The sequence below is a fragment of the Streptomyces sp. NBC_00344 genome, from assembly GCF_036088315.1.
In the GTDB taxonomy this organism is placed as follows: Bacteria; Actinomycetota; Actinomycetes; order Streptomycetales; family Streptomycetaceae; genus Streptomyces.
This window is the reverse complement of sequence record NZ_CP107996.1, coordinates 348,160-363,341: the sequence shown is the minus strand read 5'-3', so window position 1 is coordinate 363,341 and position 15,182 is coordinate 348,160. Positions and strand designations below refer to the sequence as shown.

The 15,182-nt window shown below is 69.3% G+C and carries 13 protein-coding genes and 1 pseudogene; 11 read left to right on the top strand and 3 right to left on the bottom strand.

Going from position 1 to position 15,182, the window contains the following annotated elements; translation table 11 throughout:
• Positions 1–155: 155 nt before the first annotated feature.
• From OHS16_RS01775 to OHS16_RS01765, 3 genes are all read left to right on the top strand, one after another.
• Positions 156–1,136 (top strand): alpha/beta fold hydrolase, encoded by a 981-nt coding sequence (locus OHS16_RS01775; RefSeq protein WP_328535344.1) that lies wholly within the window; start codon positions 156–158, stop codon positions 1,134–1,136.
• A gap of 102 nt (positions 1,137–1,238) precedes the next feature.
• Positions 1,239–2,099: an oxygenase MpaB family protein gene (locus OHS16_RS01770; protein ID WP_328535343.1), complete on the top strand. Its 861-nt coding sequence runs from the start codon at positions 1,239–1,241 to the stop codon at positions 2,097–2,099.
• A gap of 241 nt (positions 2,100–2,340) precedes the next feature.
• The gene (locus OHS16_RS01765) at positions 2,341–3,288 is read left to right on the top strand and encodes an ATP-dependent DNA ligase (protein WP_328535342.1); all 948 of its coding nucleotides are present in this window, start codon (positions 2,341–2,343) and stop codon (positions 3,286–3,288) included.
• A 265-nt stretch (positions 3,289–3,553) separates the two neighbouring features.
• Here OHS16_RS01765 and OHS16_RS01760 read toward each other — a convergent pair whose 3' ends face one another.
• The gene (locus tag OHS16_RS01760) at positions 3,554–3,727 is read right to left on the bottom strand and encodes a CsbD family protein (protein ID WP_328535341.1); all 174 of its coding nucleotides are present in this window, start codon (positions 3,725–3,727) and stop codon (positions 3,554–3,556) included.
• A 181-nt stretch (positions 3,728–3,908) separates the two neighbouring features.
• On the opposite strand from OHS16_RS01760, the gene OHS16_RS01755 reads away from it, so the two are divergent.
• On the top strand, positions 3,909–4,079 hold the full coding sequence (locus tag OHS16_RS01755) for a hydrophobic protein (RefSeq protein ID WP_328540682.1): 171 nt from the start codon (positions 3,909–3,911) through the stop codon (positions 4,077–4,079).
• A gap of 430 nt (positions 4,080–4,509) precedes the next feature.
• On the opposite strand, the gene OHS16_RS01750 is transcribed toward OHS16_RS01755, so the two are convergent.
• A complete protein-coding gene (locus tag OHS16_RS01750; protein ID WP_328535340.1) occupies positions 4,510–4,920 on the bottom strand; it encodes a hypothetical protein in 411 nt (136 codons plus the stop codon).
• Positions 4,921–5,115: 195 nt separating this feature from the next.
• Between OHS16_RS01750 and OHS16_RS01745 the strand changes: the two genes are divergently transcribed.
• The 5 genes from OHS16_RS01745 to OHS16_RS01725 all read left to right on the top strand — a co-directional run bounded on the left by OHS16_RS01745 (position 5,116) and on the right by OHS16_RS01725 (position 10,447).
• Positions 5,116–6,015 (top strand): RNA polymerase sigma factor SigF, encoded by a 900-nt coding sequence (locus OHS16_RS01745; protein WP_443042729.1) that lies wholly within the window; start codon positions 5,116–5,118, stop codon positions 6,013–6,015.
• Positions 6,016–6,091: 76 nt separating this feature from the next.
• Positions 6,092–6,895, top strand: a complete 804-nt coding sequence (locus OHS16_RS01740) for an alpha/beta fold hydrolase (RefSeq protein ID WP_328540681.1) — start codon at positions 6,092–6,094, stop codon at positions 6,893–6,895.
• A complete protein-coding gene (locus OHS16_RS01735) occupies positions 6,895–8,193 on the top strand; it encodes a SpoIIE family protein phosphatase (protein ID WP_328535338.1) in 1,299 nt (432 codons plus the stop codon). The genes OHS16_RS01740 and OHS16_RS01735 overlap by 1 nt, the downstream gene beginning before the upstream one ends.
• Complete coding sequence (locus tag OHS16_RS01730) at positions 8,190–8,549, top strand: STAS domain-containing protein (RefSeq protein ID WP_328535337.1); 360 nt, start codon at positions 8,190–8,192, stop codon at positions 8,547–8,549. The genes OHS16_RS01735 and OHS16_RS01730 overlap by 4 nt, the downstream gene beginning before the upstream one ends.
• A gap of 473 nt (positions 8,550–9,022) precedes the next feature.
• Positions 9,023–10,447 carry a DUF2252 domain-containing protein gene (locus OHS16_RS01725; protein ID WP_328535336.1) on the top strand — a complete coding sequence of 475 codons (1,425 nt, stop codon included), beginning with the start codon at positions 9,023–9,025 and terminating at the stop codon, positions 10,445–10,447.
• A gap of 55 nt (positions 10,448–10,502) precedes the next feature.
• Here OHS16_RS01725 and OHS16_RS01720 read toward each other — a convergent pair.
• Positions 10,503–10,883: pseudogene (locus OHS16_RS01720) on the bottom strand (hypothetical protein); the annotation flags it as partial.
• Positions 10,884–11,099: 216 nt separating this feature from the next.
• Here OHS16_RS01720 and OHS16_RS01715 point away from each other — a divergent pair.
• Both OHS16_RS01715 and OHS16_RS01710 read left to right on the top strand, forming a co-directional pair.
• Complete coding sequence (locus tag OHS16_RS01715) at positions 11,100–13,496, top strand: SpoIIE family protein phosphatase (RefSeq protein ID WP_328540680.1); 2,397 nt, start codon at positions 11,100–11,102, stop codon at positions 13,494–13,496.
• A 122-nt stretch (positions 13,497–13,618) separates the two neighbouring features.
• Complete coding sequence (locus tag OHS16_RS01710; RefSeq protein WP_328535335.1) at positions 13,619–15,013, top strand: PP2C family protein-serine/threonine phosphatase; 1,395 nt, start codon at positions 13,619–13,621, stop codon at positions 15,011–15,013.
• Positions 15,014–15,182: the final 169 nt, after the last annotated feature.

Below are 15,182 nucleotides of genomic sequence, written 5' to 3'. Positions count from 1 at the left end.
GTCGGCCGCGGCCACCGCTCGCGTGTTTTGCCGGGACAGCAACAGGATTCACGCCGCCCGCACCGTCCGCCGCATGATCGTTGTGCGGAGCGCTGAAGGGCCGGCCGGTCCGGTACGGGCTCAGCGCACGGCCGACCGAGATCCCAGGAGGACTGATGCGACAGCAGAGCACCGCGGCAACCCACCGTCTGATCCCATCGCCCGCAGGACGGACCCATCTGGTCGAGCAGGGCTCCGGGCCCCTGGTCCTGCTGGTGCACGGATTCCCCGAGCTCTGGTACTCCTGGCGCCATCAGCTGCCCGCGCTGGCAGCGGCCGGGTACCGTGCGGCCGCCATCGACGTCCGCGGCTACGGACGCTCCTCGAAGCCGGACGACGCGGCGGCCTACCGGATGCTCGAACTCATCGAGGACAACGTCGCCGTAGTGCACGCACTCGGCGAGGAGACCGCGGTGGTCGTGGGCCACGACTGGGGCTCCTCCATCGCTGCCAACGCCGCGCTGGTGAGGCCGGACGTCTTTCGCGCGGTCGGGCTGATGAGTGTGCCGTACGTCCCGCGCGGCGGGCCGCGACCCAGCGAGATCTTCGCGCAGATGGGTGGCGACGAGGAGTTCTACGTTTCCCGTTTCCAGGAACCCGGCCGGGTCGAGAGCGAGATCGAACCGGACGTCCGCGGCTGGCTCGCCGGCTTCTACGCGGCGCTGTCCGCGGACACCATGCCCCATCCCGGTGCCCCGGACCCGCACTTCGCCGACAGGGACGGCACGCTGCGCGAACGATTTCCCACAGGCCGGCGACCCGCCTGGCTCAGTGCGGATGACCTCGGCATCTACAGCACGGAGTTCGAGCGGACCGGCATGGCCGGGGCGCTCAACCGTTACCGCGCCATGGACCGGGACTGGGAGGACCTGGCCGCGTTCGACGGTGCGCCCATCACCCAGCCTTCCCTGTTCGTGGGCGGGGCGCTGGACGCATCCACCACCTGGCTGGCCGATGCCATCGAGGCCTACCCCGCCACCCTGCCCGGGCTGCGCTCGTCCCGGATCATTGACGGCTGCGGCCACTGGATCCAACAGGAACGACCCGACGAGGTGAACCGGCTCCTCCTGGACTGGCTTGCCGCACTTCGCGCCTGAAGAGTTCCCGGACCCGGTGCCCCCGCCCCGGGCAGGGGCGGTGTGACAGCCGATGCCCGGCGGCACTGGAACAGGGTGGGTGGAGAGGCGGATACTGGGCGTATGGATGTGTGGGCCAACGGCGTCGCCGACGTGCGGGAGCGGCTGGGGAAGAGCCTCTTCAGCCGTGTGGCGGGTCCTGCGGGGCCCGAGAACCGCGCCCGCATTCACGGAGCCCCCGGGCCGCGCTGGTTCGCCCCCGACCGGCCCATCCGCACCGTGCACGGGGACGCATCCATGTTCATCGGCGGCCTGCGGGCTCTGTTGCTCCAGTCGGTACACCCGCTGGCCATGGCGGCCGTCGCGGCTCACTCGGGCTACCGCGGAGATCCCTGGGGGCGCTTGCAGCGCACCAGCACCTTCCTCGCCGTGACGACCTACGGCACCGCGAACGACGCCCAGGACGCGGTGGACCGTGTGAGGGCCGTGCACGAGAGCGTGCGGGGCACCACAGCGGGCGGGCAGCCGTATCACGCGGCCGATCCCCATCTTCTGGGATGGGTGCATGTTGCCGAGGTCGACAGTTTCCTCCGCGCACACCAGCGTTACGGTGCGCATCCGCTGGACGCCGCAGGCTGTGACGGCTACATCGCGGACACCGCTCGGGTCGCGGCGGCGCTCGGTGTCCTCGACCCGCCGCGTGACCGGAACGAGCTTGCCGCACGGATCAGGGCTTACCGCCCCGAGTTGCAAGCCACTCAAGAGGCCCGCGAAGCCGCGCGCTTCATCCTGTTGCATCCGCCGCTGCCCCTCGTGGCGAGGGCTCCTTACGCGGTCCTCGCGGCGAACGCGGTGGCCGGCCTTCCGGTCTGGGCCCGCAAACCGCTGAGACTTCCCCGCGTGCCGATCGTGGAGGACACGGGGGTGCGGGTGACCGGGCTGGCGATGACGAAGGCGATCCGGTGGGCGATGAAACCCGCCTGATCTCTGCTTGCGTCAGTCACCTTCCGGGTATCGGCCGGGCGAGTGGAGTGCAGCCGAACTGCCAGGACGGGCGCGGACCGCAGGGGCGATTCGAGGGTTGACGGCCCGGTGCCTCCAGTGACGCAGCCCGCACCCGGACGACCGCCGTCGCGGCGCCGGTCGGGTGCACCGGTACCTCCCACGAGTGACAGGCGGCAGGGCCTGGGGCCGCCCGTCCGCTGCCGGCCCTACGGTTGCTTCCATGCCCGATCACCCCGGCCGGGTCGCGCCGATACTCGCCACCGACGGGCCTGCCCCGGCCGACACGAGCGGATGGGCCGCAGAGGTGAAGTGGGACGGCATGCGTGTGATCACCGGCGTAGGCGGTGATGGCACGGTGACAGCGTTCGCCCGTTCCGGGGCCGACGCCACCGACCGCTACCCCGAGCTCCAGGCACTGACCGCGTTGACGCAGGACGCCCCACTCGTTCTGGACGGCGAGATCGTCGCCCTGGATCCGGCGACCGGCAAACCGTCGTTCGGTCTGCTGCAGCAGCGGATGTCGCAGCGCCGGAGTTCCCGCATCCAGGCTGCCGCCGTGGAGGTACCGGTGACGCTGATGCTCTTCGATGTGCTGCAGCACCGCGGGCGGACCGTGGCCGGGCGTCCCTACAGCGAGCGCCGTCGTCTGCTGGAAGGGCTGGCCGCGGAGGCGGCGGGCGACCGGATTCTGGTGCCGCCCGCGTGGATCAACGACGTGCGGTCGGGTATCGCCTGGAGCCGTGAGCACCAGCTCGAAGGTGTGATTCTCAAGCGACTGAACTCCGCCTACCGGCCCGGCCTGCGGACCTGGGACTGGATCAAGGTGAAGTTCCGTCCCTCGATCGATGTGGTCGTCGGCGGATGGCTGGCCGATGCCCGCGGTGGGCCCCGTTCCCTGCTCGTCGGCACACGGAGCACCGATGGCCTGCACTACGTCGGAGCTGTCGGCTCTGGCCTGTCCTCCGTCCAGCGCCGGATTCTGCTGCCGTTGTTGACCGAAGCCGCAGCCGGGACATCACCGTTCACCCAGGGGTTGAGGAGGGCTCCGGACGAGGTGCACTGGGTGCTGCCCCTGCTGGAGGGCGAGGTCCAGTACGCGGAACGCACGCACGGCGGATATCTGCGACAGCCTGCATGGAAAGGGCTGCGAGGACTGCCCGGGGAGTAGGCGGGTGGGGGAGCGACCGGGAGTGCTGCCACCCGGTCGGCGTACCGGAGCCGCCGGCCCGGACCCTGCGCCTTCGCGGGTGTCGGACGGACCGGAGCGGCGACCGGGTCCGACGCTCACGATGTACACGTTCAGGTGTCATACAGGTCCGGAGTTCAGCGAGCGATGGAACGGTGTGTGTTGTGCGGGCGGGGTTAGCGTGGCGCCCGGTAACGTCGTCGGGCCCCGCAGCGACCGGCTGCGGGGCCCGACGAACACGTTGTGGTTACTTCTTGAAAGCGTCCTTGGCCTTTTCCTTGGCCTGGCGCAGGTCGCCCTTGGACTCCTCGGCGTGTCCTTCGGTCTCCATGGATTCGTTGCCCACGGCGGCGCCTGCGATTTTCTTGATTTTGCCCTTGGCCTGCTCGGTCTTCGCCTGAGCCTTCTCGTCCGCAGTCACAGTCGTTCACGCCCTGTCGTAGTCGGAATCAGTGACAGCTTACGCTTGTCCCCGGGCTCCGAAGCCGAAACATTGTGTGCGCGCAGCGCTTTCCTCTCGGGAGTGCGCCGGATAAATGCAATACGAACCGTGGAGTGGTCCGAGCTTTCGGGGGAATCCGGTCCATCGGAGGTTGATGACTATGGTTCCGGTTCTTCTCGTTCTTCTGCTGGCCCTGATCCTTTTCGGCGCGGGTTTCGCAGTGCAGGCGCTGTGGTGGATCGCCGTTGTGGTGCTGGTGTTGTGGCTGCTCGGTTTTGTTGTCCGGCCCACCGCGAGTGGCGGGAGGCGTGGCCGCTGGTACCGCTGGTAAGCCGTGTCCGGCAGGGATGTGAGCGGGTGGGCCCGGACGAAGGACCGGGCGCACCCGCTTTCTGCGCTCCTCGGGTCCTGCGGCCGGTCGGAGATCTCGACGCCGGACGTGAATGTGCTCCGCAGGTAGGACGAGGTGTCTGGATCGACGATGCCCCACCCGGTGCGCACGGTATCGAAACTGAGTCAGTGGCTGCCGTAGGCCTGATTCGGGAACCGCCTGATTCGGGCGCCGGGTGAAATCTCAGCTGACGCGGGTAGCTGTCAGCAGCAGGGGCAGAATTCCTGCTCCTCATCGTCATCGTCGAGGGCCGCGCCTTCGGTTACATGACCGGGTTCGAGGAAGAGGTCATGGTGCTGGGGAGATACCAGGGACGTCGCGGGCTTCTGCGCTCCGGTTCCGTGAAGCAATTCGTGCTGGGCGTCAGGAATCATGACTCAGCCGTTTCGAAGAGGACGGGGCGGACGGGCGCGGGCGCAGGGCCGCGGGAGACGGAATGGGTCACGGCACTCTGCAGCGTGGTGTGGAGCTGGAGCAGAGTGTCGAAATCGCTCGAGGTTCGCACGCGCAGGACTTCCGTGCCCGGCGTGACGGGGCGAAGGTCCGTGACCCGGTGGTCCCGGGCGAGGAGATCCAGCAGGACGGGGTCCGCGAAGATCACGGCCCCGGCGTCAAGTACCACACAGGGGCGGCTCCTTGCCGCGCGGTGCAGCGCTTCCCTGAGGGGGCCGATGGAGTCGGCGTCGATGACCCGGGCCGGCCCGACGGCGTCCTGGGCGCCCAGGACGCCGTAGCGGCCGTTCGTGAGCGAACTCGGATCCCCGGCGGGAACTTTGGGCATGTCCGGAGTATGCCGTGCTGCTGCCCGGCCGTGAAGGGACAGGTGCCGGGCACGGGGCCGCTCCCCCCGCGGCGGCCTTTCACTGTTCACGGTGCAGGGGTCTGCGCAGGGAACTTCGAGCCACCAGGTGTGGTCGGTAGGTCTGCGGGCACAAGCCGTCTGCCCGTACTTCAATAGGGAGTGATCGTCGTGTCGATGCCCGTGCAGGCCCCTGCGGCGTCCGTGCAGCCGGCTGAGGCCGTCGTCCCGGCCTCCCGAGGCCTCGATGTCGGTGAGCTGCCGTGGATCGAGGACGCCAAGAAGGTCGCCCCCAAGGATGCCCGGGCGCTGGGCAGAACCTTTTTCGATCAACTGCGGGTACTCGAAGAGGGCACGCACGAGTACCAGTACGCGCGGAACACTCTGATCGAGATGAACCTGTCTCTGGTGCGGTACGCGGCCAGCCGCTTCCGCAACCGGGGCAGCGGTGACATGCAGGACATCGTCCAGGTGGGCACGATCGGTCTGATCAAGGCCATCGACCGCTTCGACCTCTCGCGCGAAGTCGAATTCACCTCTTTCGCCATTCCTTACATCGTGGGGGAGATCAAGCGGTTCTTCCGCGACACCACGTGGGCCGTACACGTCCCGCGGCGGCTGCAGGAGCTGCGGGTGACGCTGGCCAGGGCGCAGGAGTCCCTCTCCGTGGACCTGGACCGGCAGCCCACGGTCCGGGAACTCGCCGATCATCTCGGACTGAGTGAGGAGGAGATCCTCGACGGCATCATCGCGTCCAATGGCTACACCGCCGGCTCGCTGGACATGCCCCAGGACAACAACGAGCAGTCCCAGGGGTCAGCGGGGCACTCGAGGAGCCTCGCCGATGTCGTCGGCTCGTGCGACCCCGCCATGGAACTCGTCGAGGACTTCCACGCGCTCGCACCTCTGCTGCATACCCTCGACGAGCGTGAGCGCGAGATTCTGACCCTGCGTTTCGGCCAGGAAATGACCCAGTCCCAGATCGGTGCGGAACTCGGTGTCTCCCAGATGCATGTATCCCGCCTCCTCAACCGCACTCTGACGAAATTGCGCAACGGAATGCTCACCCAGGACTGAGCGGGCACACGGGACCCCGTCGTTGCGATCAGTGAGGCTTTGGCCGGAAGTGTCGATGAGTGCAAGACTGCCCGCCATGGACGTGCGGAGCAGGAACAATGTGGTGGTGACAGGGTGCGACAGCGGCCCTGTGCTGGTTCTGTCGCACGGGTTCGGATGCGACCAGAACATGTGGCGGCTGGTGGCCCCGGTATGGGCCAAGGACTTCAGGGTCGTGCTGTTCGATCACGTAGGAGCGGGCGGCTCCGATCTCTCGTCGTGGAGTGAGGAGCGATACGCCTCGCTGGACGGCTATGCGCGGGACGTGGTGGAGATCCTCCGCGAACTGGACTGCGGGCCGGTGATATTCGTAGGGCATTCGGTCAGTTCCATGATCGGTGTGCTGGCCGCGGCGCAGCAGCCCGAATTGTTCGCGAAGCTGGTCCTTCTGACTCCGTCGCCGCGCTACATCGACGACGAGAACTACCGGGGCGGGTTCAGCGCCGCGGATATCGACGAGCTGCTGGAGTCGCTGGAAAGCAACTACCTGGGCTGGTCGTCGGCGATGGCGCCGGTCATCATGGGCAATCCGGAGCGTCCTGAGCTGGGGGAGGAGCTGACCAACAGCTTCTGCCGTACGGATCCGGCGATCGCGCGGGCGTTCGCCCGTGCCACCTTCCTGTCCGACAACCGTGCGGATCTGGCCGCCGTCAGCGTTCCGACGCTGGTGGCACAGTGCTCGAACGACGCGATCGCACCGCCGGAAGTGGGCGCTTTCGTGCACGCCTCGATCGCGGGCAGCGAACTGGTCACCCTGGACGCGACGGGACACTGCCCGCAGCTCAGCGCCCCCGAGTCCACCGCCGCGGCGATTGCCGCCTTCGCGGCGAGAACGCCGTGATGAGCCGCACGGAGCATGACCCCGCACCCGAACCGGGGCCCGACAGCGATGAGGTCCGCTTCTCGTCGCTGCTGGAGGACAGTGCCGAGGACCTCTACGAAAACGCGCCATGCGGCTACCTCTCCACCCTGCTCGACGGACAGATCGCCAAGGTCAATAACACCCTGCTGGGCTGGCTCGGATACCGGCGCGAGGATCTTGTCGGGCGTAAACGCTTCAGCGACCTGCTCACCGTCGGCGGCCGTCTCTACCATGAAACCCACTTCTCCCCGTTGCTGCGCATGCAGGGAGAACTCAACGGCATCGCCCTTGAAGTGAGAACCGCGGACGGCACCCGGCTGCCGGTCCTTGTCACATCCAGCGTGAAGACCGGCATCGACGGCGAACCGCTGCTGATCCGCACCACTCTGTTCGACGCCCGCGACCGCAGGGCCTACGAGACCGAACTGCTGCACGCCAGCCGGCAGGCAGAGGCCGCGCGGCTGGAAGCCGAGGCGGCACGTGCCGAAGTGGAACGGGAACGAGCCCGCCTGCAGCACCTGACCGCCACTCTGCAGCGCACCCTCCTCCCCCCGGCCCTGGACCCGGTACCGGGTCTCGATGTCTGCGCTTATTACCACGTCGCCTCCACCGACCAGGTCGGCGGTGACTTCTACGACCTCTTTCCCCTCAACGGCGGCGCTTGGGGTCTGTTCCTCGGCGATGTGTGCGGGAAGGGCGCCGCGGCCGCAGCGGTCACCTCGCTGGCTCGTTACACCCTGCGCGCGGCAGCCGTCTACGACCCCGACCCCGTCGCTGTCCTCACCAACCTCAACACGGTCCTCGGCCACGAATACCACGGCGACGACCCGCGCTACTGCACCGTCGTCTACGGCCTGCTCACCCCCGTGGGAGACGGCGGGATCCATGAACTGACCCTGGCCGGCGGCGGTCACCCCCCAGCGATCCTGATGCGCGCCGACGGCACCGCGGAGGAACTAGCCACACCCGGCGGCCAGCTCATCGGCGTGCTGCCCGAAGCCCAGATCTCCACCGTGCAGGTGCGCCTGGCCCCCGGTGACACCGTGCTTCTCTACACCGACGGACTCACCGAGGCCCACCACGCCGCGGGCAACCGGGAGCGCTATGGGGACGAGGCCCTGCTGGACTTCACCACAGCACTGGCTCCCACCACCGCCCCCGCTGTCGTCGCGGCCCTCACCGGCCTGCTCGACACCTTCGGCCAGGGTGTGGACGACGACACCGCACTGCTCGCCCTGAGCGTCCCCGCAGCGACCCCCGAAGAGCCGCAGAAGTGAACGACCTGACCTGTACCGTGCGCACCTCGAGTGCCGGGCCGGTGCTCGCGCTGGCCGGCGAGCTCGACCACCACACCGTGCCGCTTGCCCAAGAGGCCCTCGCCGATGCCACCCCGGAGCCGGGCCAGCAGCTCACCATCGACCTGACCGGCCTCGCCTTCTGCGACTCCAGTGGCATCGGCCTGCTCATCGCAGCCCGTAACACAGCCCTAGCCGCGCGCGCCGGCATCGCCCTGGCGTCGGTACCCGAGCACGTCGCCCGCGTCTTCCGGATCACTGGACTCGACCGGGTCTTTGCCACTCACCTCACCGCGCGGGACGCCACCGAAGCCTGGCGCCGGGCTCGCACCGTCTGACAGCGGCCGTGGCGGGACGACGCCGTCCTCGGTGTCCAGCTGTCCGGTTGCAGGTCCACGGCTGCGGCGGGGTCCACTCGGCGATGGGGAGACGCGTGCAGGGCGTCCCGGCTCTCAGGCGCAGCCGGAGCCCTTCCATCAACGTGTGGGGGGTGCAGTCGCTGGGATACGCGGTGGACACCGCCGCTGAGGAGTTCTTGCGACGTCACGTCCGGGTGCGTCCCTGGCGCGCCCCACGCGCATCCACCTGGGCGGTGGCGGGCCCCGGCCGTGGGCCGGCACCGCGCGCATCGGCGCGGATGCCGGGAGTATGGAAGGGGAGCCCAGCGCCGCCCTCCTTTTCCGCAGCCGGCCCCGGTGGACGGACGCCTGGCCAGTCCCCAGCCGGACCAGCGGCTCGGCGCGGATGCCGGGCCCACCGGCCGTCCGGCACAGGCGGGTGTGCTGGGCCGCAGCACTCAGGAGGCACTGCCATGAACAGGAAGACGGCGACGGGTACGGAGTCGAACGGGCCGTGGCCCTCCCCACGGGAGCGTGCCGCCCGGGGCAAGGCGGCCCGCTCCCGGGCATCGCGCTCCAGCCAGGGCGAGTTCGCACCCTCCTCGCACCGGGCCGACCCGGTGGCTGCGATCGAGAAGCAGTCGGCCGACCGGGTCCCGGAACTGGTGCCGATCCGGTACGGACGGATGACGGAGTCACCGTTCCGCTTCTACCGGGGTGCCGCGGGAATCATGGCGAGCGACCTTGCGACCACCCCGGACACCGGCCTGCGCGTGCAACTGTGCGGCGACGCACACTTGCTGAACTTCCGCCTGCTGGCCTCCCCGGAGCGGCACCTGCTCTTCGACATCAACGACTTCGACGAAACGCTTCCCGGCCCCTGGGAGTGGGACGTCAAACGGCTGGTGTCGAGCCTTGTCATCGCCGGACGGGAGAACGGCTACTCCGACGAGGAACGCGCCTCCATCGTCCAGGCCACCGCTCGTTCCTACCGGGAGCAGATGTGGCGCTTCGCCGGGATGCGCCACCTCGACGTCTGGTACAGCAGAGCGGAAGCGGAGCAACTGCAGACCCTGGCGTCGGGTGAACTGCACAAGCGCGGCCGCAAGCGCCTCTCGGGTGCACTGGCGAAGGCGCGTACCAGGGACAGCCTGCAGGCCTTCGGGAAACTGACCCGGGTGGTCGGCGGAGAACGCCGGATAGCCGCGGCGCCACCTCTGGTCACACCACTCGCCGATCTGCTGCCCGGCGCCGAACGGGCCCTGCTCGAAGCGGAGATCAACACGTTGATCAAGCGGTACCGGAACACCCTGCAGCCGGACCGGCAGCACCTTCTCGAGCAGTTCACCGTGGTCGACATGGCCCGCAAGGTGGTGGGTGTCGGCAGTGTCGGCACCCGGTGCTGGATCGTGCTCCTGCTGGGCAGGGACAGCCAGGACCCGCTCTTCCTCCAGGCCAAGGAGGCCGGGGAATCGGTTCTTGCCCCGTACGTGGGGGCGAGTTCGTACGCCTCCCAGGGGGAGCGGGTGGTCGCGGGCCAGCGGTTGATGCAGGCCGCGAGCGACATCTTTCTGGGATGGCAGCGCACCGAGGGCATCGACGGACGTGAACGAGACTTCTATGTGCGCCAGTTGCGCGACTGGAAGGGAATCGTCGAGCCTTCGCTGATGGTGCCGAGGGGCATGCGGCTGTTCGGTGAGGTCTGCGGCGCCACCCTGGCCCGCGCACACGCCAGGTCCGGAGACCGGATCTCTCTGGCCGCCTACCTCGGACGCAGCGACGTCTTCGACCGGGCGATGGTGCGGTTCGCCGAGAGCTATGCCGACCAGAACGAGCGCGACCACCACGCGCTGGTCGGGGCCGTGCGGACCGGCAGGGTGCGTGCGGAGTCCGCCTGAATGGCCGACCTTGGGCACGGTCCTTCCGGCGGTCGATCTCCCGGTAGCCGAGTGCCGACCAGAACGCCAAGGGGACCGGGTTGTTCTCCAGTACCGCGAGCCGGACTCCGTCATGCCCTGCTGTTCGCAGGTGGTCCTCGATGAGAGAGACGGCCTGACGCCCGTACCCATCTCCGTGCAGATCCTCGTGGATCAGCAGCAGCCTGATCCACGGGTCCGGGTCCAGGGGATCGGGGTGCTGATGCAGCAGGAAGGCGACGCCGGTCAAGAGGTCCGCCGGGCCGCGCAGCAGCAGCTGGGGGAGGCGGGGAGCGCGCGTCCCGCGCGACCGGAGGCGGCCTGCGATGAGGCGGCGCCCGGTCGGTGGTGCGCTCCGGAAGCGCCCGAAACCAGCGGACGGAGCCCGGAGTTGCGGAACAACTCTAGAAGCGGGCACAGGGCGCCTGTCATGCTTACGCTGGAATGACTGGCCCCGGTTGCGCCACGAAGTGGTTCTGTCTGCCCGGAGGGCTGCCCGGTCGGCTGGGACTGGTCGGAATCGAGGGACGATGAGACGTCCGGCGTCGGTGTCACCGAGCCATGGGGGCACCCGGTGGATCCACGCGAGCCGCGTCCGCGCGGAGCTGCCACGGCGCTTCGGGCTGCGGCCTTGATGCGGGTGTTCGGCGGGGCGGTGCTTGCCGCTGTCTATGTGAAGGGCAAGCAGGACGCCGGTCTGCGACTGACCGAATCCGCCGGAACGCCGGGCGCCCGCTACGGGCTGTCATCCAGCTGTTCCCTGTCGGGACACACACCCGTGGCGGACGCCTTCCGCACCGGCTGCCCCCTGTGGTTGGACGCGTCCGGTCTCTCCGCCTACGGAGGCACCCCGGATGAGGCGTTGCCCAACGGTGTCTCCCTGGGCGTGCTGCCGCTGCGAGCGAACGGCGGGCCGCTGGGCTGTCTGGTCGTCGTGGACGACGTCGGCGCCGGTTTCGACGCGGATCAGCGCAACCACCTGGAGCTCTACGCGGACCAGGTCACGGCATGGCTCGAGGCGAGCGGCGACCCGGAGCGGCACGCCACCGGCCCTGGCGGGTCCCGGCAGGTGCCGGGCTCCGCCCTGGGCCGGCTCCGGGTCGGCTCGTTCACCCTGGTACTGAGCAGCGGGCAGATCGACGCGGACGCATGGGTGCTCGACCTCCTCGACATCTCCCGCGACGATTTCGACGGACGGGTGGAGACCTTGCTTGCCCACACCGTCCCCGACGACCTGCCGGCGCTCATGTCCATCGTCGAGCCGGCGCATCTGATCTCCGGGGGCCGGGATCTCGAGTTCCGTATCCGCCGCCCCACCGGTGAGCTGCGCTGGCTGCGCCTGCGGTGCCGGGTGCTGGCGAACGGGGACGGCAAACCGGAGCGAGTGCTCGGCGTGGTGGCTGACGCCTCGCATCTGCGGGCCGGCGCGGACGAGGTCTCCCGGGTGCAGCGGCTGTCGGTCGCCCTGGCCGGTGCGATGACCGTCCGAGACGTGAGCAGGTCGGTCGTCGAGGCCCTGCGGGATCCGCTGGGAGCCGATCGGGTGGCGCTCGCCGAACTCGAGGCCGACCGGCTGCGCGTCACCGTCCTCGACCCGCCGGAGTCCGATGCCTGGCCGGATCTCTGGCGATCCGAATGGAGATCCGAGTGGCCCGATGCGCCCGTGACGTCCCTTCCCGCCCTGACGGCTGCGCTGCGCGAGGGCCGGGTGAGCCTCTGGTCGGCGGGCTCCGCGCTGGAACCGGGCCTCGCGGGTGTCGGCCCCGGCGGCCTGGCTGTCCTGGCGCTCCCCGCCGGGGACCGGGTGGTCGGGGTATGCCTGGTCGGCTGGGACGAACCGCATGTGTTCGGTCCGGAGGAACGTGCACTGCTCACCGCGACGGCGGGCCTGGTGGGGCAGGCCCTGGTGCGCGCCCGTTCGCTGGACGCCGAACACGAGCTCGCCACGATGCTTCAGCGCAGTCTGCTGCCGCGCAAACTTCCGCGGCTGCCCGGCGGAGTCGCGGTGGCCCGCTATCTGCCCGCGACGGTGGGTCTCACCGTGGGCGGCGACTGGTACGACGTGATCCGGCTCAGCGAGAACCAAGTGGCGCTGGTCGTCGGTGATGTGCAGGGACACAACGCGGGCGCCGCGACGATCATGGGCCAGATGCGTACGGCGATCCGGGCGTACGCGGTGGAGGGCCACCCCCCCGATGTCGTCGTGTCCCGCGCGAACCGCCTGCTCGTCGGCATGGAGACAGACCTCTTCGCCACCTGTTGCTACGTCGCCATCGACATGGAGGAGGGCGACGCCTGGTGCGTGCGTGCGGGACACCTGCCGCCGCTGCTGCGTGACCCGGATGGCAACACCCGGGAGGTGGAGACAGAAGGCGGCCCGCCACTGGGCGTGCTCGCGGAGGCGGAATTCCCGATGTCCATGGTGGCGCTGGCTCCGGGCGCTGTCCTCGCCCTGCTGACCGACGGCCTCGTCGAGTCATCGAACCTGCACCTGGAGATCGGAATGCGCCGTGTGCGCACCCTGCTCGCCGGTGCGGACCCCTCGGATACCGGCCGGATGGCCGACGCACTGCTCGGTGGTGTCAATCGGCGCGACGACGATGTGGCCCTGCTGCTCATGCGCTACGACGGGATGGGAGCCCGGCCGCTCCGCTCGGGCTGGGCGGTGTGGAGGCTGCCCGACGCGGTCGCGCACGCGCGGCGTTTCACCACCCGTACCCTGCGCTCCTGGGGCGTGACGGAGCAGCCCGATGCGATCCTGCTGATCGTCTCGGAACTGGTCACCAACGCCCTGGTGCACACCAAGGGGCCGGTGCGTGTCGACCTCACTCTCACCGGGGAGCGCCTGAGGGTGGCCGTGAGCGACGCGTCGCCGCGCACGCCTGTCAAACCGACGAGCGTGGAATGGGATGCGACCGGCGGCAGGGGGATCCTGCTCGTCGAGGCGGTGTCGGTGGCCTATGGTTCTGTGCCCCTCGGCGGTGGCAAACAGGTGTGGGCCGAAACCGCCCTGCCGTCGATCGGAGCCTGAGCGCGCGGTCGCCGGGACGCCGGGGCACCTCTTCACCGCATCCCGGCGAAGAACCATCGGTCGGGGAAGTGCGGGCTTTTCTGCGACGCGCGACTGAAATGGCGATGTGGTGAGCTGGATGTATGGACTCCAGTGGGGGCGACCGCGCCGAAGGCCGGAAGCCTGCCGTACCGGCGCGGACGGAGCAGGCGCCGGACGACGGTTTCGAAGTGGACCAGGCGGTGCAGCAGGCTCTGGACCGGCTGACACTCCTGGCCAACGCCGCCGATGCACTGGGCAGCACCCTGGACGTGGAAGAGGGGCTGAGGAGGCTGTGCCGCACCCTCGTTCCCCACCTGGCCGACTGGTGCGCGGTGGACCTGCTGGAGGACAACGGCGCGGTGCGGAGACTGGTGGTCGAGCACCGAGACCCCGAGCGGCTTTCTCCAGGGTTGTACGAAGGGCTTCTCCCTTCCTGCAGGGCGAAGTCGGCTGCTCCGCTGGCCCGTGCGCTGCGCGGTGTCGGACCGCTGCTCCTGACCGACTTCCCCGCTCCGCAGACAGCGGTCGACCCCCTGCACGCCAGGGAGCTGGAACTCTTCGAGCATTTGGGAGCGCACACGGCGGTGGTCGTACCTTTGCGCTCCCGGAGGCAGGTTCTGGGAGCCCTCACCCTGGCCCGCACCGCCCATGACGGCGCCCTGAGCGAAGAGACCTTCCCGTTGGTGGAAGATCTCGCCCACCGGGTCGCGCTCGCCGTCGACAACGCGCGGCTGCATTCCCAGACCCAGCACACATCCGAGCGGCTGCAACGCTCTCTCCTGCCCGAACTGCCCACGGACGGTCCGCTCCGGCTGGCAGCTCGCTACCAGCCTGCGGTGTCGACGGCTGAGGTCGGCGGAGACTGGTACGACGCGTTCGTGATGCCGGACGGGGCCACCGCCGTGATCATCGGGGATGTTGCCGGGCACGATCTGCGAGCCGCGGTGACCATGAGCCAGATGCGCAACATGCTGCGCGGCATTGCCTGCGACCGTAAAGAGCCGCCCGGCAAAATCATCGGTCGCCTGGACGCGGCCATCCACATTGTCTCTCCTCACCAGACGCTGACCTGCATCTACGGGCTCGTGGAGAAGCTCGGCCCGGAGGAGCCCTGGGTGCTGCACTACTCGGCGGCCGGCCATCCCGCGCCGCTGCTGGTCACATCGGAGGGCGAGACCCGTCTGTTGATGGGCGGTCGCGGCATGCTGCTGGGGGTGGAGCCCACCGGGCACCGGACCGGCGCGAAGGAAGCGCTTCCCCCTGACAGCACGGTTGTGCTGTACACGGACGGTCTGGTCGAACGCCGCGACGAGGTTCTCGACCGCGGGCTGGCCCGGCTGCGTCAGCATGCCGCGGCCCTTGCGCGTGAACCGCTGGAAACCTTCTGCGACGAGCTGCTCAGCGGCCTCTCGGCCTCCAGCACCGACGACGTCGCCCTCATCGCGGTCCGTATCCCCACGTTGCACGCAGGACCGCACACCGCAACCACTGAATGAGGGCGGTGGCGGTACCGGCCGCCATGGTGATCGTTGACCACGGTCCGCGGATCGGCCGCTGCGGGACCGATGTGCCACGGACCCCTGGTGGCGCGGGGAAACACGCAGGTCACGAATGCTGCGTTCGGACGGCCGCTCGGTCCTGCATCTCGGCTTTGGAGGCAGGGCC

Coding starts and splice junctions, on each gene's coding strand:
- OHS16_RS01775 (WP_328535344.1), top strand. CDS start 156: ATGCGACAGCAGAGCACCGCGGCAACCCACCGTCTGATCCCATCGCCC.
- OHS16_RS01770 (WP_328535343.1), top strand. CDS start 1,239: ATGGATGTGTGGGCCAACGGCGTCGCCGACGTGCGGGAGCGGCTGGGG.
- OHS16_RS01765 (WP_328535342.1), top strand. CDS start 2,341: ATGCCCGATCACCCCGGCCGGGTCGCGCCGATACTCGCCACCGACGGG.
- OHS16_RS01755 (WP_328540682.1), top strand. CDS start 3,909: ATGGTTCCGGTTCTTCTCGTTCTTCTGCTGGCCCTGATCCTTTTCGGC.
- OHS16_RS01750 (WP_328535340.1), bottom strand. CDS start 4,920: ATGCCCAAAGTTCCCGCCGGGGATCCGAGTTCGCTCACGAACGGCCGC.
- OHS16_RS01745 (WP_443042729.1), top strand. CDS start 5,116: ATGCCCGTGCAGGCCCCTGCGGCGTCCGTGCAGCCGGCTGAGGCCGTC.
- OHS16_RS01740 (WP_328540681.1), top strand. CDS start 6,092: ATGGACGTGCGGAGCAGGAACAATGTGGTGGTGACAGGGTGCGACAGC.
- OHS16_RS01735 (WP_328535338.1), top strand. CDS start 6,895: ATGAGCCGCACGGAGCATGACCCCGCACCCGAACCGGGGCCCGACAGC.
- OHS16_RS01725 (WP_328535336.1), top strand. CDS start 9,023: ATGAACAGGAAGACGGCGACGGGTACGGAGTCGAACGGGCCGTGGCCC.
- OHS16_RS01715 (WP_328540680.1), top strand. CDS start 11,100: ATGCGGGTGTTCGGCGGGGCGGTGCTTGCCGCTGTCTATGTGAAGGGC.
- OHS16_RS01710 (WP_328535335.1), top strand. CDS start 13,619: ATGGACTCCAGTGGGGGCGACCGCGCCGAAGGCCGGAAGCCTGCCGTA.